Annotated in this window: 14 protein-coding genes and 5 pseudogenes; 8 read left to right on the top strand and 11 right to left on the bottom strand. The window is 58.3% G+C overall.

Annotated features, from left to right (window positions below; genetic code table 11):
* Positions 1–156: 156 nt before the first annotated feature.
* The 3 genes and pseudogenes from FNL56_RS05735 to FNL56_RS05725 all read right to left on the bottom strand — a co-directional run bounded on the left by FNL56_RS05735 (position 157) and on the right by FNL56_RS05725 (position 3518).
* A pseudogene (locus FNL56_RS05735) lies at positions 157–1194 on the bottom strand (zinc-dependent alcohol dehydrogenase family protein).
* A gap of 202 nt (positions 1195–1396) precedes the next feature.
* Positions 1397–1606, bottom strand: coding sequence for a dodecin (locus FNL56_RS05730; protein WP_143571918.1), 210 nt, complete (start codon positions 1604–1606; stop codon positions 1397–1399).
* Positions 1607–2693: 1087 nt separating this feature from the next.
* Complete coding sequence (locus tag FNL56_RS05725; protein ID WP_143577461.1) at positions 2694–3518, bottom strand: IS5 family transposase; 825 nt, start codon at positions 3516–3518, stop codon at positions 2694–2696.
* A gap of 262 nt (positions 3519–3780) precedes the next feature.
* On the opposite strand from FNL56_RS05725, the gene FNL56_RS05720 reads away from it, so the two are divergent.
* Positions 3781–4527 carry an endonuclease/exonuclease/phosphatase family protein gene (locus tag FNL56_RS05720; RefSeq protein ID WP_210245475.1) on the top strand — a complete coding sequence of 249 codons (747 nt, stop codon included), beginning with the start codon at positions 3781–3783 and terminating at the stop codon, positions 4525–4527.
* Positions 4528–4546: 19 nt separating this feature from the next.
* Entirely contained in the window at positions 4547–5509 is a 963-nt protein-coding gene (locus FNL56_RS05715; protein WP_143576036.1) for a lysylphosphatidylglycerol synthase domain-containing protein, read from the top strand.
* On the opposite strand, the gene FNL56_RS05710 is transcribed toward FNL56_RS05715, so the two are convergent.
* The 3 genes from FNL56_RS05710 to istA all read right to left on the bottom strand — a co-directional run bounded on the left by FNL56_RS05710 (position 5506) and on the right by istA (position 9667).
* The gene (locus FNL56_RS05710) at positions 5506–6942 is read right to left on the bottom strand and encodes a phospholipase D-like domain-containing protein (protein ID WP_143577600.1); all 1437 of its coding nucleotides are present in this window, start codon (positions 6940–6942) and stop codon (positions 5506–5508) included. The two genes, FNL56_RS05715 and FNL56_RS05710, sit on opposite strands and share 4 nt — an antisense overlap.
* 410 nt (positions 6943–7352) lie before the next feature.
* Positions 7353–8162 (bottom strand): IS21-like element helper ATPase IstB, encoded by an 810-nt coding sequence (istB, locus tag FNL56_RS05705; protein WP_143581819.1) that lies wholly within the window; start codon positions 8160–8162, stop codon positions 7353–7355.
* Positions 8159–9667, bottom strand: coding sequence for an IS21 family transposase (istA, locus tag FNL56_RS05700; protein WP_143581760.1), 1509 nt, complete (start codon positions 9665–9667; stop codon positions 8159–8161). Before istA ends, istB begins: the two co-directional genes overlap by 4 nt.
* A 784-nt stretch (positions 9668–10451) precedes the next feature.
* On the opposite strand from istA, the gene FNL56_RS05695 reads away from it, so the two are divergent.
* Positions 10452–11534: an IS5 family transposase gene (locus tag FNL56_RS05695; RefSeq protein WP_143571915.1), complete on the top strand. Its 1083-nt coding sequence runs from the start codon at positions 10452–10454 to the stop codon at positions 11532–11534.
* A 508-nt stretch (positions 11535–12042) separates the two neighbouring features.
* Here FNL56_RS05695 and FNL56_RS05690 read toward each other — a convergent pair.
* Entirely contained in the window at positions 12043–13575 is a 1533-nt protein-coding gene (locus FNL56_RS05690; protein ID WP_143581823.1) for a CYTH and CHAD domain-containing protein, read from the bottom strand.
* A 78-nt stretch (positions 13576–13653) separates the two neighbouring features.
* Positions 13654–13758, bottom strand: a pseudogene (locus FNL56_RS28185) (protease); the annotation flags it as partial.
* 209 nt (positions 13759–13967) lie between these two features.
* Here FNL56_RS28185 and FNL56_RS28180 point away from each other — a divergent pair.
* The 4 genes and pseudogenes from FNL56_RS28180 to FNL56_RS05665 form a co-directional block, all read left to right on the top strand.
* Positions 13968–14244, top strand: a pseudogene (locus FNL56_RS28180) (IS6 family transposase); the annotation flags it as partial.
* A gap of 82 nt (positions 14245–14326) precedes the next feature.
* Positions 14327–14501 (top strand): annotated as a pseudogene (locus tag FNL56_RS28960) (IS1380-like element ISCARN79 family transposase); the annotation flags it as partial.
* Positions 14502–14711: 210 nt separating this feature from the next.
* Positions 14712–15005: an antibiotic biosynthesis monooxygenase family protein gene (locus tag FNL56_RS28750; RefSeq protein ID WP_368039349.1), complete on the top strand. Its 294-nt coding sequence runs from the start codon at positions 14712–14714 to the stop codon at positions 15003–15005.
* A gap of 137 nt (positions 15006–15142) precedes the next feature.
* Positions 15143–15574, top strand: coding sequence for an NAD(P)H-binding protein (locus tag FNL56_RS05665; RefSeq protein ID WP_143577598.1), 432 nt, complete (start codon positions 15143–15145; stop codon positions 15572–15574).
* Positions 15575–15790: 216 nt separating this feature from the next.
* Here the strand turns inward: FNL56_RS05665 and FNL56_RS05655 are convergent, their stop codons facing one another.
* From FNL56_RS05655 to FNL56_RS05645, 3 genes are all read right to left on the bottom strand, one after another.
* Positions 15791–17008: an MFS transporter gene (locus FNL56_RS05655; protein ID WP_143581822.1), complete on the bottom strand. Its 1218-nt coding sequence runs from the start codon at positions 17006–17008 to the stop codon at positions 15791–15793.
* A gap of 404 nt (positions 17009–17412) precedes the next feature.
* On the bottom strand, positions 17413–17613 hold the full coding sequence (locus FNL56_RS05650) for a CsbD family protein (RefSeq protein ID WP_143576035.1): 201 nt from the start codon (positions 17611–17613) through the stop codon (positions 17413–17415).
* 88 nt (positions 17614–17701) lie between these two features.
* Entirely contained in the window at positions 17702–18232 is a 531-nt protein-coding gene (locus FNL56_RS05645; RefSeq protein ID WP_143571909.1) for a PRC-barrel domain-containing protein, read from the bottom strand.
* Positions 18233–18479: 247 nt separating this feature from the next.
* On the opposite strand from FNL56_RS05645, the pseudogene FNL56_RS05640 reads away from it, so the two are divergent.
* Positions 18480–19348: pseudogene (locus FNL56_RS05640) on the top strand (IS256 family transposase); the annotation flags it as partial.
* Between the last annotated feature and the right edge of the window lie 73 nt (positions 19349–19421).

Below are 19421 nucleotides of genomic sequence, written 5' to 3'. Positions count from 1 at the left end.
CTTCCCATCCGCGAAATCCGGCCCCGCGGTAAGTGTTGGCAAGCGGGTTGGCGGGGACATAAAGTGCCTCAGCATGCGCGCCGTCGAGCTGCGCGACGCTGACCCAGTTCGGGCTGGATGGCAGGAAGTTGGGAGCGATGGCGTCGACAACTAGCCCTATGTCTCGATTATTACCTTCAAGGCTCGCTTGCTGGCGGCATTTCCGAAGGTCTCGTAGGCCTCCAGGATCTGACCGAATTTGAACCGATGCGTAATCAGAAGTTTTGGGTCGATCCTCTTGGATTGCACCGTCTTGAGTAGCATCGAGGTCGTGACCGTATCCACCAGGCGCGTCGTGATAGTGATGTTATGCGACCAGAGCCGTTCAAGATGAAGATCAGCTTTGATGCCGTGGACGCCGACGTTAGCAATAGCTCCGCCTGCTGCGATTATATCCTCGCAGAGAACGAAGGTTGCGGGCATGCCGACCGCCTCGATTGCTGTATCGACGCCGCGACCAGCCGTGAGGGCCATGATCTTCTCAACCGCCTTTGCCGTCGTTGCTGTTAATGGTATGGGTTGCACCGAAACGCCTCGCGACCTCGAGACGGTTGTCATCGATATCGACCATGATGATCGCGGCCGGTGAATAGAACTGCGCAGTGAGCAGCGCAGCGAGGCCGATCGGACCAGTGCCGACAATCGCCACTGTCGATCCCGGCGCAACCTTGCCATTTAGAACACCGCATTCAAAGCCTGTCGGAAGGATATCACTCAACATAACCAGCGCCTCTTCGTCGGCGCCTTCTGGATCGGATAAAAGCTGGTATCGGCATGGGGAATGCGGACGAACTCCGCTTGGGTGCCGTCGATGACGTTGCCAAGAATCCAGCCGCCAGTGGAGCAGTGCGAATACATACCGCGCCGACAATAATCACATTTTCCGCAAGATGAGATGCAGGAGATCAGCACCCGGTCGCCGGGGCGGAAAGCGGTCACACCAGCACCAACCGAGTCGATTACGCCCACCCCCTCGTGCCCGAGGATACGGCCGGGCGCGCAAGTGGCCACATCGCCTTTCAAGATGTGCAAATCAGTTCCGCAGATAGTCGTCCTGGTGATTTGTACGATGGCGTCACCGGGCGACTGAAGTTCGGGTTTGGGACGTTCTTCAATAGCTTTAGCGCCGGGGCCGAGGTAGAAGAGAGCTTTCATACTGGTTCCATTCGTACGTCAGATCACCTTTTTGGAGCTTAATGGCGTTTGCTGACTGCTTGATAAGCATTATGGAAACCTCACCTTAATCTAAGGCTGTCGTCCGACGACAAAAAATGTTTTTCAACAGCATCGAGTAAAGTATTTTAGATCCACAAAATGAGAAATCGGAAAATCATTACTCGGCCGATCGGAAGGGTGCTCACTTTTCTAGAGTGAATCCGATTTTGAGAGTCACTTGGTAATGGCCTATCTTTCCGTTTTCAATGTGCCCGCGGGTCTGGACGACTTCGAACCAGTCCATGTTCCTGACGGTCTTGCTGGCCTGCGCAACTGCTGTACTGATTGCGTCCTCTATGCTCGTTTCGGACGAACCGACGATTTCAATTACTTTGTAAACGTGGTTTTTCATTTAGTCTCACCCTTCTTTTTCGAGTTTATCGACGCCATTTTTTGGCCAGACTTTCAACTGAAATACATTTGTGGCAGTCGGCGGAAGCCGTTCTATCGTCCTAGTTAGTTCGGCCTCTTTTCCAAGAGAGCCGCCTATTTAAGAAACTGCCATCTTGCCATACCGGCACTCCAGCGGTGCCATCGTTGTCGAACAGGTCTCAGATGTCACACTTCCTAATGTATTCCTGACCCTTTAAGTGATTGAGACGCCCAAGTGTACTCTCAAGCTTACGCTCTAAGCGTTGTGGTCGCACCCGCATGGGCGGCTTCGGCGGTTAGCGCTGGTGATTTACCGCTCCCGGTCTCTGCCCCCTCCACTCTGACCTCCATCAAGCAACTCGTCACCGGCGGGCTTGTCGGGGTTTTTATCGCTGATATGCCTCGATCTCGGTCATATGCGGGATGAAACGACTAAGTTGGGTATCAATCACGCCAGAAGCCATGATGGAGTTCACGAACTGGATCTTTGCTTTGTCAGTGCGCAACAAGTTACCAAAAGACAGATCGTTCCTCCCTCGCACTCGAATAGATTGCGATCACTCTTCGCTTAATGCGGTCAATTTTGATCACCTCTTCGGCAAGAGCCCGATTTAATCTGCGTCATCAGTAAGTCGCCTCCCATACGAATGATGTTCCATACTTGGGAACGGAACATGTTTCTCTTTTGAGGTGAAAGCATTTGGTATCTACGCTCAGATAGAGACGCCCACGCCTGTAGTGGCGGAGTGGTGGTATCGATGGTGCCCGGACTTCTGCAGATCGGAGGAACAGACGTCCCTCACGATGCGAATCGTGCCGTATTCGGAGGGCGGGGCATGAGCCATCCGCCCATCTCTTCCGGAAAGCAGTCATCGCCATTGCTCAAATGGTGTCCGTCACCGAGTTCCGCCAGCGATGACGTTCAGACGCCGACGTCAAGGACGTTCGCCTAATTTGCCATCGGGTTCGTTCCAAGACGCTACATGTGGTTTTGCCGAAGACGGCGGCAATGTGCACGTGGTGTGAGCAAGCTCTCAGAGTCTGACTCATAATGAATTCGTTTGATTTCAGGCTTTTGCAAGCCGTCTTATAAGGACGCGAATGTGAGCGACGAACGCCCAGGCAACGGCGCTGGCGATTGTGGTCTCGAAGTCCTTTGCCAATCTGCGGCAGCGACCGAGCCATCCGAACGTTCGTTCGACGACCCATCGGCGCGGTAGGATTTCGAAGCCCTGCTCCCTGTCGGATCGTTTTATGATTTCTATCGTCCAATTGCCGATGCGCTTCAAAGCTTGACGCAGCTTATCTCCGGCATAGCCACCATCGGCAAAAATATGGCGCAGCCACGGATAGCGATAACGTATCGAAGCAAGAACGCACGGGGCACCATCACGGTCCTGAATGCTGGCTTCGTGCACGACCAGCCCGACCAAGTTTCCTTGCGTGTCGGTGACGATGTGGCGCTTGCGGCCCTTGATTTTCTTACCTGCATCATAGCCCCGGGGGCCGCCGCTTTCCGTGGTTTTCACCGACTGGCTGTCAATCACTCCGGCCGTTGGGCTCGCCTCTCGGCCAGCCGCCTCGCGCGAGGCCATCACGAGCGTGTAGTTCAGCGACGCAAACAGTCCGCCGCGCGACCACGCGTAGAAATAGCCCTGCACCGTCGAGTAGGGCGGGAAATCCTTGGGCAACTGCCGCCATTGGCAGCCGGTCGACGCAATATACAGGATCGCATCCATCACCGTTCGCATATCTGTCGCACGCGGGCGACCGAGCGCCGAAGCAGGCGGCAGAAGCGGCTCCATCACAAACCACTCGGCATCCGTCGTATCGCTTTCATATCGCAAGCTCGCCCGCCTATAGTGTCGGCGGGTGATTTCAGTCCAGACCATCGTGCTCTCCCTCGAATCTTCGCAAATCCGAAGGAATCACAACTGGCTGAAATCACTCAGCTTCTTTTTCAGTCAGCCTCTCAGGGGGCTTTGAACGCTCTCCGGCGGACGACTGGGCTCTCTCGATCTAAAACAATTGCAATATGTTGCGCGCGGAGCAGAGGCAGGCTAACCGTTACTGGGCTCATTGCCGCCCAACCATTAGGTATTTGGTCCGCCCCGCACGCATTCATCGCCGGAGCTTTCCGCATTGGTTCGCATCATGACCTACAATGTCCACGCGTGCCGGGGCCGCGACCGGCAATGGTCGCCGCAGCGGATCGCGGACGTGATTGCCTCGGCTGAGCCGGACATCGTGGCCCTGCAAGAATTAGACGTCGGCCGTGCGCGCAGCGGCGGCGCGGACCAGGCCGAGATGATTGCACTAGCGCTCGGCATGAGGGCGCAGTTCTTTCCCGCGTTGCGGGTGATGGAAGAGCTTTATGGCGACGCAATCCTCACCGCATGGCCCTCGCGCCTGATAAAGGCCGGGCCCTTGCCGCAACTGCCGGGCGTCGGACGCTACGAGCCGCGCGGCGCGCTGTGGGTCTCCATCTCCGTTGGAGGTGCGGACGTGCAAGTGATCAATACTCATCTCGGTTTGCGGTCGCGCGAGCGGCATAAGCAGATCGATGAGTTGCTCGGGCCGGATTGGCTTGGGCATCCCGAATGCCGCAATCCCGTCGTGTTGGTCGGTGACTTCAATGCGCTGCCGGGGTCGCGCAGTTACCTCCAGCTCACCGCCCGCCTTCACGATGCGCAGAAATCGCAGCGCGGACGCGGTAAACCGACCTTTCCCGCGCGCTTTGCAGCCTTGCGGATCGACTATGCCTTTGTCGGGCCCGCGATCAATGTGAGGCCGGTGGACACGGTGCGTACGCCGCTGGCGCGCGTGGCTTCCGACCATCTGCCGCTCGTCATCGATCTCGACATCGATGCAGCCGCCTTGCGCTTACAGGCGGCACAATAAAGGTGGCGGGAAGCGCATGATGGGCAAGCGCGCGGTCACGAGCCTGAAGACGCAAAAAGAACTCCGCTGGACTTGGGTCAAGTACGGTATAGCCATCGCGATCATCGTTCTCGCGAGCTTTTTGCTGTATCGCACGCTCAGCGGCTATAGCCTCAATGACATCGTTCAATCCATAAAGGCGATTCCGCCAAGCCGGCTGTTACTCGCTGGCCTTTTTGCCGCGGGAAGTTATTTCTGCCTGAGCTGGTTCGACTGGCTGGCGCTGCGGTATGTGGAAAAGCCCCTGCCCTACCGCCATGCGGCGCTTGCGTCGTTTTGCAGTCTTTCGCTCGGTCACAATATCGGCTTCGCAGCTTTGAGCAGCGGTGCGGTTCGCTACCGCTTTTACTCCCGCTGGGGCCTGCGGCCTGGCGATATTGCCTGGGTGATCGTATTTTGCGGGGTGACGGTAGGGCTTGGCCTGATCACACTCGCCGGCCTGTCCCTGCTGCTGCGGCCCGATCTTGCGGCGAAAATCACCGGCATCGCCCCATCGCTTGCCATAATCATCGGTTTGCTATGCCTCGCGGTGTCGGCGGTTTATCTGGCCGCCGCTGCCTTCGTGCGCCGGCGGTTGACGATCAAAGGCTGGTCGCTGCCGATGCCGGAATTCAACCTCGCGTTTGCGCAAATTGCCGCCGGATCGGCCAATTTCGCCTGTGTGGCCGCCTGCCTGCACCAGACGCTCACTGCCGTCGCCGACGTGCCCTATTTCGCGGTGGCTGCGGCCTATGTCATCGCCAATGGCATAGCGTTGCTCACCCATGTTCCCGGGGGGCTCGGCGTAATCGAAAGCGTCATGATGTTACTGCTACCGGGCGGCAAGATCATCGGCGCGCTGGTGATGTTCCGCATGATCTACTTCCTGGTGCCGCTGTGCATCGGCGGCCCGCTGTTCGCCATCACCGAACTATATTATCACGGTAGGAAGCGCGCCGCCTAGCCGGCATCATGCTTTGCGCGTTTGCGCTGGAACAAGAAAAACGGCCGGGGTGGGTCCAGAAGCCAGGTGCCGAAGACCGGCCGGGTTGGAAGCTTGCCAAAATCAGGAATTAGCCGCAGGCAGCGGCGATTGCAGCCGAGCCGCTCAATAGCACGAAGAAGAGAGCCTTCAGCCGCTACGGTGTCACGCACCGCTTGCGGCGTGGTGTCGAGATGTTCGGCAATCAGCCTTTCACGCAGGCCCGCGATGGTGCGACGTCTTTCGTCATCGGATCCCTCGATGGCGAGATCGCATTCGGTATCGAGCGCAATAGAGCGATTGTTCAGGTTGGACGAGCCGACACGCACGAAATCGTCGTCGACGATGATGATCTTGGAGTGAATGATGACGGGACAATCGCCTGCTGCTCGCAGGACCACCGGATAATAAACTCCGAGACGGCCGTAGCGGTCGGCCCGGCGCAGGCGCTGGACGAGGCGTTTCTGGTTTCCGCCCATCACGAAGCTTTCCATTTTGCCGGTGAAAAGCCGCCGCACTATAATGACGATTTCCGGCCCATGGGGGCGCGCGAGGGATTCCGCGAGCAGCTTCCCGACCCGCGGCGCCGTCAGATACTGCGCCTCGATATAGATCGACCGGTTCGCTGCGCTTAAGGCATCGATGGTAAGCGCCATCCCCTCGGTGACTTCCGGCGCGCCCTTCCAGGAGGCGAAGGTGCGAGCGACAGCAACCGGCGTGTCAGTGAAGTCTGGTTGCAAATCATCCGGCCAGAGGTCAGCCGCACCTGTCACTGGTGGAACATTTTCCCCTATGGCGCGATGCCACCGCTCTCGGGCCACGTCGGAGACGGCGCGTGCCGCCTCTCCTTCGACCGCCATCTGAACATCATGCACGGGAGGATAAGCCACTCCGTCGGGATCCTTGCGCAGCGGATGGTTGGCAAGGTGTTCCGTGGTGTCCCAGCGCCGGATGGTCAGGTCCATGCCGCCCACGAAGGCAACGGTGTCGTCGACGCAGACGATTTTCTGATGATGGGCGCCATAAAGCGGATGCTCGCGGTCGAGCCGGACCTGTGTGCGCGGATGGTCCTCCCACGGGGCGCCGAGCAAAAGCGGCAGCGGCGCGCTGGGCGCGTGCAGGACCGCCACGCTCCAAACCAGGACGCGGACTTCCAGCAGCGGCCGCTCTTCGACCAGGGAGCGCAGCAGATCGCCAAGCTTTGGATAGTCAGGCTGCTCGGGTAGAAGCTTGATGCTCGCGTCGAAATCCCAGCCAATGATCAGGATGGATTTCTGCGCGCCGCGGATGACCTTGGCGAGCTGCGCGTAGTAATTCGCCCCATCGATCAGCACCGCGGCCCGTTTTGCGGGGGCGATACGCCAACAATTGTGCCCCTTCTTGAGAATGGGACGGTCGGGAGACGGTTTCTGCATCAACCGAGCCGTTCTAATCCAAGACGCGTCAATCTCGCCCGCACACGCCAGCGGCAAAGAACGGGCGAGGGCCACATTAGTTCCGAAGGGTACGAGATTGGGTGTCCATCGCGCCGATCTTGCTTGTTGTCATCGCGATCGCCGGTCTTGTCTTTTGGCGGGCAGACTACGCAACGCGAACCAGAACTTGATCTAGATCGCGATATTTCCATGCAACAGCGCGAGTTTGTCGCCTGAAGCGAATATCGATTTTTTCGATTTTCGCCTAACTTGTAGCGCGTCAATCTGGATGGGAAGCGCGACAATCAGGATGGCAATTTAGCGGTCGCGGCGTGGGGATGATTGTCGCGGCCTGACGATAACGCAAGCGATAATCGCGTGCTGTAGAGTTGATTGTCGTGGAGCGACAATCAGGATGACGCTTTGATTGTCGCGCGCGTTGGCGGTCGTCCGGCTCCACGAGCCTTGTCGAGAGCCTCTTTCCGGCGATAGCTGTCGACATTCATTTCGAGGATCGTGGCGTGATGGACGAGGCGGTCGATCGCCGCGAGGGTCATAGCTTGATCCGGGAAGATTTTTCCCCATTCACCGAATGGCTGATTGGCGGTGATCAGCATCGAGCGGCGTTCGTAGCGAGCGCTGATCAACTCGAACAGAACGCTGGTCTCCGCTTGATCCTTGGTCACATAGGCCAGATCGTCGAGGATCAGCAGGTGATATTTGTCGAGTTTGGCGATCGCCGCTTCAAGCGTGAGATCGCGGCGCGCGATCTGGAGCTTTTGCACGAGATCGGTGGTTCTGGTGAACAACACGCGCCAACCGTTTTCGATCAGGGACATGCCGAGCGCCGCTGCCAGATGCGATTTGCCGCCGCCAGGGGGACCAAAACACAACAGATTGGCGCCCTTGTCGAGCCAGGCGTCACCGGCGGCGAGAGCCTGCACCTGCGCCTTTGAGATCATCGGCACGGCATCGAAGTCGAATGCAGCGAGGGTCTTGCCCGGCGGCAGGCGGGCTTCATCCAGATGACGCTCGAAGCGACGACGGTTTCGCTCCACCATCTCCTGTTCAGCCAGGGCCGCCAGGAAGCGGGCGGCGGGCCAGCCTTCCTTATCGGCGGTTTCCGCCAGGGCGGCCCAGATCAGCTTGATGCCGGGCAGACGCAGTTCGCTGAGCAGCAATTCGACACGGGCGGCGTCGATCTTGACGGTCGCGTTCATGCGGCTTCTCCCACAGCCGCGGCAATCTGGTCGTAGATAGCGAGCGAGGGCAGCGTGACGACGACGACCGGTAGTGCCATGCCCTTCGGTCGGAAGCGTTCGATCAGCGCCTTGAGATCCGGCAGGATGCCGTCGTCGAGCGTGGCTTGCAGCACGGCACCGAGCTCCGCCTCGCAGGCCCGTTCATGTGCGAGCGCCAGAAGCCCGACCATGGCACGGCAGGCTGGTCTTTCGCCAATGCCGGCGAGCAAGGCGTCGAACGCACGGGCGTAGACGCGGCGGGGGAACAACTGGTCGCGATAGACCAGATTGAGCAGCGCCATCGGTTTGCGGCGCAGCGAATGGATGACATGGCGATAGTCGATGACGTGGCCGTGTTTGCCGTTGGGCTGGGTTCGCCCGCGTCGCAAGGTGATGATGTGCGTGGCGCCCTGGAAGCATTCGAGCCGGTCGTCATAAAGACGTACGCGCAGCCGGTGACCGATCAGGCGGGATGGGACCGAGTAAAACACCTTGCGCAACGTGAAGGCGCTGGAGGTCGTGACGTCGACGTTGACCTCCTCATAATCGGCGGTCTTGCGCACCGGCAGTTTCTTCAGCGCCGTCCGCTCCTGATCGATACGCTTGGCATTGCGCGCGTTGCCGCGGCCAACGATCTCGTCGACAAAACCCCGCCAGGCCGCAAGATCGTCGAAGTCGCGTGAGGCACGCAGCAGCAGGGCATCGGCCAGCGCTCTCTTGAGATGGCCATGCGCACTTTCGATCGAGCCGTTCTCATGCGATACGCCGGGATTGTTGCGGGTCGGCGTCATGCCGTAATGGCCGCAGAACGCCTCATAGCGCGTCGTCAAATCCTCCTTGGCATCGGCTCCGAGATTGCGGAACGCGGCCGACAGGCTGTCGCTGCGGTGCTGCTCCGGAACCCCGCCCAGCGACCACAGCGCGTTCTGCAAGCCTTCCGCCAGCGCGACAAAGCTTTCGCCACCGAGCACGACGTGGGCGTGTTCGAAGCCGGAGAAAGGCAGCCGGAAGTGATAGAGCCGGCAGTCCAGCAACTGGCCCGCAATGGTGACGCCGAGATCGGCGACCTCGGTGAAGTCCGACAACCCCATGCGACCCGGCGGATGTTCCTGACGGAAGATCACCTCCCGATCCGGCCCGTTCACCGCCCGCCATGCCCGAATGCGCCGCTCGAGCGTCCGCCGCGTTCCAGAACCCAGTTCCGGATGCCGCCGGCATAGTTCCTCGAACACGGCGATCGGCCGCAATCCGGGGGCGGCCCTCAGTATCGGCAGAACTTCGTTCTCCCAAACGTCGATGAACGGATCGGCTCGACGGCGTGCGCGGCGCGCCTTCTTCTGGGTCGGAAGTCGGGGATCCTTCTCGTATCGGTAGGCGGCGGAGGTGCTGAAACCAGCCTTTGCAGCGGCGACGGCTGGCGAATGGTTGCGACGCAAGCTCATGAAAAGCCTCATTTGTTGATCGGTGACATGCCGGCCGGCCAAAGCACTGGTCCTCTCGAAGGAGAAGCCGATGCTTTACCAGCCGCCGTTACCGCCAATGAGGCCCCTTCGGGCCGACACGCCGCTGCTGGGGTGCCTCCGGTCGGGCTACGCCCTCCCTTCGTCACCCCAGCAGCGGCGCATTCTCATCCTGATTGTCGCGGGATTCTCATCCTGATTGTCGCGCTACACCTAACTCATTGGGCGTGTCGGCGTCCCTTGAGACGATAAGAGGAGAGTTTGGCCGAATGGTCGCGGCCGCTCCATTCCAAGGCGTCCGGGGTTCAAAGCATTCGACGCTGGCGCTCCGCCTCAAACGATATGATCTCTGCCAAGGGCTTTCTTTTACGCTCGTTTTGTCGATACAGCCTCCAGGGGGCGACGTGTATCACTGTCAGTAGGTATGCTCTTTGCCATCTCGAGTTTCTCAATGAGGCGCATGAAGTCACATAACACCGGGTCGGCATGTCGATCTCGATTGAGAACTTTCTTACTGATACTTTCGCTAACATCCACCAAATGGGTTTCTTCCACCCCATTTTTCGCCCAGGTCCTGATTTCAAATGTAATGACTCTTCTCATTTCGATCTCCCTGCGATGCGAGCCGCACCATGCGACTGGGCACGTCACCAAGCATTTACAAGATTACGGGCTCTGATTGAGGGCTTGGATAGCTTACCTAATGCTGACTCGCACTCGCTGATCGGCACTAGCAGTTTGCTGAAAAATCCCTCGCGGCGGCGTTCATTTCCTGATTCAATTTGGTCGAGAATCGGTGGAGGTCGGCATGCGCGGGACATTCGAGGATCAAGGCGGGCTGTTTTCATATATCTCGCCGGATGCGCGGGTGCCCCAGAACCATCCGCTGAGGAAAGTCCGGGCGCTAGTCCGTGATGTGCTGGGCGAGATGAGCCGCAGCTTTTCCAGCCTCTATGCGAAGGAAGGTCGTCCGTCGATCCCGCCTGAGCAATTGCTCAGCGCGCTGCTGCTGCAGGTGTTCTATGGCATCCGCTCGGAACGCCAGCTGATGGAGCAACTGGACTACAATCTATTGTATCGCTGGTTCGTGGGGCTGTCGCCGGACGACCGGGTCTGGAACCCGACCACCTTCACGAAGAACCGCGAGCGACTGCAGAACGGCGACGTGTTCACGAAGTTCATGACCAGGCTTCTGAACCTCGCCGAGGTCAAGGCGCTGTTGTCGGACGAGCATTTCTCGGTGGACGGCACGCTGATCGAAGCCTGGGCTTCCCACAAGAGCTTCCGCCCCAAGGACGGCAGTGACGGCGACGACGGCACCAACTTCCATGGCCAGACCCGCAAGAACGACACCCATGCCTCCACCAGCGATCCCGACAGCCGGCTCTACCGCAAGGCCACCGGCCGCGAGGCCAGGCTCTGCTACATGGGCCATGCCACCATGGAGAACCGCAATGGTCTGGCGGTCGCCGGGATGGTGACGCATGCCAGCGGCACCGCCGAGCGTCGCGCCGCGGAGAAGATGCTCAAGGCCAAGGCCAAACAGGCCGGCCGGCGCATCACCGCCGGCGCGGACAAGGCCTATGACACCGCCGATCATGTCGCCAATCTGCGCGCCATCGAGGTGACGCCGCATGTGACGCAGAACAATACAATCGGCAAGACCGGCCGCAGCCGTCGCAGCGCGATCGACGAGCGAACCACCCGCCACGAGGGCTATGGTATGTCGCAGACACGGCGCCCGATGATCGAATGCATCTTCGGATGGGGCAAGCAACACGGCACGATGCGCAAGACCAAACATCGCGGCATCGGCGCTGTCGCCGCCGACTTCATGCTCAACCTAATCGCCTACAACCTGATCCCCATTCCAAAACTGCTCGCCGCATAGCCTCCACGCCGTCCAGGCGACGACGCGCGACGCCCGATCAGCTAACTACACCAGCATCGCGCCTGTCCGCTGGCAAGAAAATAGTCGGATTTTGGGTTTTTCAGCGGACTGCTAGACACGACAAAGCGATATGCTTGCGCTGGCTCGGGCGACGTTCTTGGCCCTACCAACGCTAATACCACCTTTGAGAACGCTAATGGGCCGATCGGGATGAAGTCTCTATCGGAGTTCATCTCGACCGCGCATGCGCGCAAGCAGTTCTATAGACTGCGGCAACAAGCTTCTTAAAAGCAAAACTCATAACGCAGTTAGATCGCGCTTGCCCGCTACGGCCTATTTGCGAATATGTTCAGCGATTTCAAGCCTCGTGACAGGCTTGCGAGCCAAACAACGCAGATCAGAACGGACTTCGATTGGCCGGGCTGCGAAACATGACGCAACGAGCACTGCGGCATTAACGGTAGCGACTTCGTTCCGCTGGTCACAATTGCTTACCATTTGTAACACCTCATGTCCAGAAGCGCTTTGCATGCGCGAATTTGCGCGCGGCTTTGGCTGCCGCCTTCAGGAGAGGTTCGATTTCAGTTTGTTCGCGACCGAAGGCTGCACCGGCTGAAAGCGTGCGCGCGCGCCGTTTCGTGCGCTCGCTACCGACGGCGATTTTAGGAGCCAATTTCTGACGTACGACGATGTCGTTGAGAACTCCGAGGCAATCCTGCAAGTCTTTAAGGCGATCTTTGAAGCCGGACAGATGCGCGTTCATCTTGCGCCCAGAAAACAGGCTGTAGAAAAAGTCAGTGGAATAGCGCAGCTTCTTGATCGCGATTCGCAGCTTGTGGCGCTGGTGCGGGTCAAGTTGTTCAAACTCATTCGCCTTTTTCATCGCCTTCTTGCTACGTCGTGTGAGGACATCCTTGGCAAACTGCTCAATGCGCGGATGGCCCGACGCGATCGAAGGCTGTTTAGCCCAATCACCAGCCTCAATCCATTGCAATGCATCGAGCAGGAGACAACGGTAACGGGTGGAATTGACGGCATCCTTAGCCTTTGCAAAGGCGTTGGTACGCTGGACCGCGAGTTCGGCTGAGAACTCTTTCAGAGCACGCTTCGCTGGCGCCGCCTTGCGCAACTGTTTGATCTTGGTTCCCATTACATCAAGGTCGCGCGCCGGACCGAGCTTGCCGGTCAGCCATTTGAGCTCGCCTTTAATCCGTTCTGTCTGCTTGTCGCCGAGAAATTCTGAGAACACCGAGATGGCAGCACGAAGCCGGCGTAAGCCGACGCGCATCTGATGCAAGCCTTTGGGATCCGACTCCCTTACTGCTGGCTCGTTTGCGGCCAGTTGCCGCAAGATAGACCGCCCGATGATGCGAAATGCATCGACCGTGCTTATGCCGCGCTGGAGTATAATATTTTGGCCTTGGACAGCCAGTTCGGTTTTGGCCGCAGTGAGATCGTAGCCTCGCTCGGATTTGCTTTTAAGCGCCAATTTTGCAGGCACAAGTCCCCCGATTACTCGGGCCAGCTTGAACAAGTCGGCAGGATTGCCGCCCTTGAGCTCAAGCTCGACTTCGGTGATGGGCGCCCACTTCTGCCCCGCGCGCACTTGACCCTCGTCGAGTGCCATTTCGATGCGGCTCCCGCCTTTGCGGAAAGGCACAGTCCTGCGAAGTATGCGCGTTTCGAAAATTGGCATGAGCTGTCGTTTAAGTCTCTTTGTTAGCATAGGCGCCAGCGCGGTTCCACGCGCAGCGCGAAAATCAAGCTCGTCGCTGTCAATCTTGTGGTTCCACTCGCTACGGCTGAACGGGACATCGGTCGCCGCGGTCTTAATCGTCTGAACACGTTTGTCTCCGCTTTGCCTCACGCGCAGCGAGACGCCCTTTGTTCTGAGCTCGTGCTTGTCGGTGTCGAAGTAGATCGACGCGAGATATTCTTCCTTTGCCGGCATGCCATCGCGTCGACGCAGAGTGCGCGCGGTTGTAAGCTTCCTCAAATCGCTTGGAGAAACCTCAAACTTCAATTCAGTTTCGGTTCCCATCGCGCTATCTGAACCATCCGTTTTTGCCGGCAACGAAATTGCGTGGAAGAAAGCATTTTTCGATCAAAACTGAAAACGAACGGTGGCGCCGGCTGCCTTCAACCGATCGCGCGGCCCTTCGAGTTCCGATTGCTCAAAACCGTTAGAGGCGAGTATCGCGATTTTTTTGCCAGAGAGCTGCATAGCTTGCTTCGTGTTCTGAAACACCCTCTCTTGCTAACGGGCGCGGCGCGCGGATGTTCCTAGGCCGTCAAGCTAATGAGCAGGGCGTGCGCCAACGTCGATCGTAGCTTCGCCTTCTAGCGAGGTTGGACTTTCTCGCATCCCTCTACGAGATCAACCATGTGAGCGGCAGCATGAATCGTCAAAGGATGTTGAGTAAAGCCTTGATGCTGCAGACAATCAGTTACAGCGAGCATCGGTTCCCCCTGAGATCGTTCAGCACTCGATCTGGCTCTATCTCCGATTCACCCTGAGTTTTCGCGACGTCGAAGATTTGTTGGCGGAGCGCGGCATCACGGTATCCTACGAGACGATTCAGTGCTGGGTGAACCATTTCGGAGCGATGATCGCAGCGGTTGCGCAAACGCCGGGCCAAGCCTCACACAACCTGGCATCTGGACGAAAGTCTATCTGAAAATCGATGGCCGCATGGTCTACCTTTGGCGACCCGAACAGCACGACCCGCCCGATCCAGGATGCGATGGCGCCCTGCACGGCGGCGTAGGCCTGCGGTCCTGTTGCCGCCGCGGCGGTCAAACAGTGGTCGCTAACGAGCTGGGGAAAACTCGTGAAGATCGGCGCCAAAGTGGTGCGCCATGGCCGCTACGTCATCTCTCAGATGGCCGAGGTGGCGGTGTCGGAGGAATTTCCAGGAAATCTTGCGGCTGATCGCGGGACTGCGACCAAGACCGGCTCCAGCGTAGGGACTGAAGGCGTCGGATGCGTCATCACGACGGGAGGAGTGTGTCTTAATGACGAGGAAAAGAACCAAATCGGCTTCTCGGGAATGGTCCGGGCCGCGGCCACGCCCGAAGCCGTGCGGACGCCGCCTTATGGCTTCTGTGTACCCCAGCAGAATGCTAGACTAGCGTTCGTCAGCATCGGGTGGGGGTTACCTAGCAGTGATACGGTAAATCCTTTGCCAATCAAGTGAGGCCGTCTATGCCACACATCCGAACCGGCAATCAGCCCGTAACTCAGATCACGGTCATCGAGTCCGAGCCGGGGAAGCAGGCGAGGCGCTGTCATTGATGACTGAGCGAGCTCGCTTCATGGCGCGCCAGCCGGGGTTTTTCTCTATCAGCCTACATCGCAGCCTCGACGGGCGCCGCATCGTCAACTACCTCCAATGGCAGAGTCGCGATCTCTTGCAGTCGGCTCACAAATCGCCGGAATTTCGCAAGGAGTGCGTCAGTTCGATCAGGTAGCGGAAGGGATCGATCCCCATCTGTTCGAGGTTGCCCACGTCATGGATAGCGGCGATTAGACATGCCGTTTACGTGACCTGAAACCGTACGGTCGAGACAGCCCCGGCGTGGTTTGACTAATTTGAGGTTCGACGGCCATGAACGATCGCACCGTTACCGTTTTCGGCGGAACCGGGTTTCTCGGCCGCCGCGTCGTTCGGCATCTCCGTAAGCACGGGTTTTCCGTTCAGATTGCATCAAGGCATCCGGATCGAGGGCACAGGCTGTTCGGTCTTGATCCGCAAATTCAATCGGTCGAGGCCAACATTCATGACGAGCGGTCAGTCGCTGATGCACTTGCGGGCGCTTTCGGTGTGGTAAATGCAGTCAGTGTTTACGTCGAGCACGGACATGAGACGTTTCATTCCGTGCATGTCGAATCTGCCGAACGGGTAGCAGCTCAAGCACACCGAGCCGGAGTCGAGCGGCTCGCCCACGTTTCAGGAAACGACAATGCGTTCCGCATTCCTTTTGCCTCGCTCGAAGAGACCAGCCAGCTTAAGCGTGTTTCGAATCACCGAATGGACTGAATACCAATTCTCGATGTGAAAGAAATTGATGCCTTGGCCGAACACTTGCGCTTCGTGGGCAGTCTCGATTCCTAATCGCTGCTTCGCATGCACGCGTCCGAGACGTTGCTCCAGCTTCGCTAGTATGTCCTCATGCATTCAGCAACTTCCTTCGAAATCTGCCCGTCTTCGACAATCGCTTTCTGGCCCAGCGCGGCATTCAAAAAACGGCGCGTCTTAGCTCGCTGGTTTTGGTCCTGCCTTCATGGCAACGATCATGATGAGGATCGCGAAGGCTGAAAAGGCCACGCCGGCGAGAAACGTTGCCGTCGGGCCGAAGGTTTGCCACAGCCAGCCAGCAAGGACGCTCGCGATCAGCAGCCCGCCGGCGGTTACCAGATTAAACAGGCCGAAGGCCGTGCCTCGCAAGTCTTCAGGAGCGGTATCAGCCACGAGTGCCGACAACAGCCCCTGCGACAATCCCAAATAAAGACCCCAGAGGCCAACGCCTGCGAACACGCCCCCGAGCCCGGGAATAAAGGCCAGCGTTAGATCGGCGACGACCAGCGCCACCAGCCCGCAAAGAAGCAGCTTCATCCGTCCCATCTTGTCCGAGAGAATTCCGGCCGGCGTCGCCATCAAAGCGTAGATCAGGTTCATCCATACGAACACCAGCGGGATCAGCGCTAACCCAAGTCCTTCGGCCTGCGCCTTCAGCACGAGAAAGGCTTGGCTGAAGCGCGCCAAAGTGAACGCCAAACCAATTGCAACGACCATCCAAAAGGCCGGGGAAAGGCGCTTGAGTTCGTCCCGGCGGATCGGCCAGCCGCGGGTTGCAGTTCGCTTGACACCATCAGGCTCTTGCACTCCCACCACGACCAGAAGCACAGCAAGGGCCGCCGGCACCACCGCCCACCAGAACACGGCGCGGAAGTCGTTGGCATAGAGCGCCATCAGGGCCATCGCCAGCAACGGACCCACAAGACCTCCGACAGTATCCAACGCCTGACGGATGCCGTAGGCGGCGCCACGGATCTCGATCGGCGTAATGTCGGCCACGAGCGCATCGCGGGGAGCGTCCCGGATGCCCTTGCCGATACGATCGACGAAGCGCGCAGCCAGAACTTCCCATGCCGTTCCCGCGAGCGGGAACACCGGCTTGGTGACGGCAGCCAGTCCGTAGCCGATGCCGACCAGGAGCTTGCGTTTGCCAATTCGGTCGGAAAGGACACCGGAAAAAACCTTGGCAACGGCTGCCGTCGCCTCGGCAGCACCCTCGATCAACCCGACGGTCACCGCGCTGGCACCCATCCCCGTCACGAGGAAAACCGGCAGCAAGCTATGAATGAGCTCGGAGGAGACGTCCATTAACAAGGAGACGAAGCCGAGCGCCCAAACGCTCGTCGGCACGTCGCGCCACGTTACAGCCAGAACCCGGCGGATTTCGAAATTCATGAGGAAAACTAGCAGGCTTCCGGATAGCAAACTTGCGCCAAATCAAGCATCGGCTGAATGTCCAATCTTCCTGCGGATTACCGCCCGATAGGGTTCAGAGGTCTTGCCCAACGAAGGCCGATTGTAGACTTATTTCGAATTGATTGTCTATTGTTTGGTGTGACGGAGTGGCCGCGAGGAGAATTGTAAGGCGATTCCGATCGCGGCGGCGGCGCGCTATGGCTCGGTGGCAAGCGTAAGCGCGAGTGCGGCGAGCAAGGGGAAGTTATCGTGAGCGGTCTAAATCCCAACCCCGCAAAACTGGTCACCCACCAATTAGGAGAAAGCCAGCCTTAAGAATTTTGCTCAGGAAGTGCGGTGTTGATGATGGCCGGGGTTCAAATCCCCCGGCCACTATCCTCATATTACTTGAGGGCGGAAAACCAAGTGTCTATGTCTTTGCGTGCTTGATCCTTCGCAAAACCATATCTCTGTTGCAGCCGACCTTCTAGCTGGTCGCGCTTCCCGTTGATTGCGGTGAGATCATCGTCAGTGAGCTTGCCCCACTTTTCCTTCACCTTGCCTTGGAACTCTTTCCAATTTCCTTCCACTCGATTCCAGTCCATCATGGATCTCCCAGATTTGAGATGAAATTATGCCACTTACGAAAGGTCTGCCGGTTATTATCGCGGAGACCACATATGTTTTTTTCGATTAGTTGTATTTAAACTCAGTCATTGCCTTTAGCTGATCCTTGGTGGCGTCGATAACTGCGTGATCCGGGTACCACTGCTCAGTCGCGGTGCGGACGGGGCGCACGTTTGTTGTGGCAGCGCCGGTCGTTGTCCTCGCGTTGTTATCAACATTTGTTGCTGGTGCAGTGGTTGTGGGAGCGTTCGCCGCCGTTGTTGATGGAACGGCTTCATTGACGAATTTGAGCTTGTCAAAGTTTACTGCAACCTTACGTTCTCCCATTCCAAGAAAACCACCAACTCCAAGAATTGCAGCCTGAATCTTTCCGTTCTGATCGGTCAACAATTCCTCGATATCACCCAGCTTCTCATTATTTTGATTATAGACGTCAAGGCCAATCATCTTATAAACCCGCCACTGACCTTTGTAAGCCTGATCCAAGGCGATCGCGTTATTGTCTGCCCTAACAGCCGGCACCGGGGTCTGCGCCAAAGCCGTTCCAGCCATCATAGCGGTCGCGATAACTCCAACGACAAAATATTCCTTAATCATGAGATCGCTCCATTTAGTTGCCTAATCAGAATTCTGAAAAGGGCCAGCTTCAGGCTCGCAAGGGTACATTCCCTCAATCGAGACGGTAGGATCGGGATAAACTGTAAGCTGCTCACCTCCCTACTCGCCCCAGCTGAAATGGTTCCTAGACGAAAGACATAAATATTCTCAAGATCGCCATCGATGCGTCGTCGCCCGTGTATCAATCCCAACGCGAGGCGACGTAACCGGAATTTGACCTGTTTCAAGCTGGCGCTCTGTCGATGATCTGGTCAAGGCGATGGGAATGAGCGGCGTCTCCAAAAGTCAAGTGTCGCGTCTGTGCGAAGAAATCGATGAGCGCGTCAACGCCTTCCTGGAGCGGCCGATCGAAGGCGACTGGCCGTATCTGTGGATCGACGCCAAGTATGTGAAGGTTCGCCAGAACGGCCGCATCGTCCCGGTGGCGGCAATCATTGCAGTCGGCGTCAACAATGACGGGCGGCGCGAGATTCTCGGCATGGACATCGGGCCCTCCGAGGCCGAGACGTTCTGGACCGCGTTCGTGCGCAAGCTCGCCCGCCGCGGATTGCGCGGCGTAAAGCTGGTGATCTCCGACGCCCATGAGGGCATCAAGGCCACGGTCTCGAAGGTGCTGACCGCCAGTTGGCAGCGTTGTCGCGTCCACTTCATGCGCAATGCGCTGGCCCATGCCGGCAAGAGCGGGCGGCGCGTGGTATCCGCCTTCATCGCCACCGCCTTTGCCCAGGACGACGCCGAAGCCGCCCGAGTGCAATGGCGCAAGGTCGCCGATCAATTGCAGCCGACAATCCCGAAGCTGGTCAGGCTGATGCACGAGGCCGAGCCCGACGTGCTGGCCTTCATGAGCTTTCCGGCGACGCATCGCGCCAAGCTGCACTCGACCAATCCGATCGAGCGTCTTAATGGCGAGATCAAGCGCCGCACCGAGGTCGTCGGCATCTTCCCCAATGAGGCCGCCATCCGACGTCTCGTCGGCGCCATCCTGCTCGAACAAAACGACGAATGGGCCGTCCAGCGTGCCGCTACATGACGCTGGAAACTATCGCGCCCATCAGCGATAACCCAATCGTTGGGCTGCCCGCAGTGGCAACCTGACCGGCCCGGCCAAGCCGGCAGTCGTGATGGCCATTAAGAAGCTACACCACGCGTTGGGACACGATCACTGCCG

Source organism: Tardiphaga sp. vice304, assembly GCF_007018905.1.
Classification (GTDB): Bacteria; Pseudomonadota; Alphaproteobacteria; order Rhizobiales; family Xanthobacteraceae; genus Tardiphaga.
This window is presented reverse-complemented; position numbering and strand designations above follow the sequence as displayed.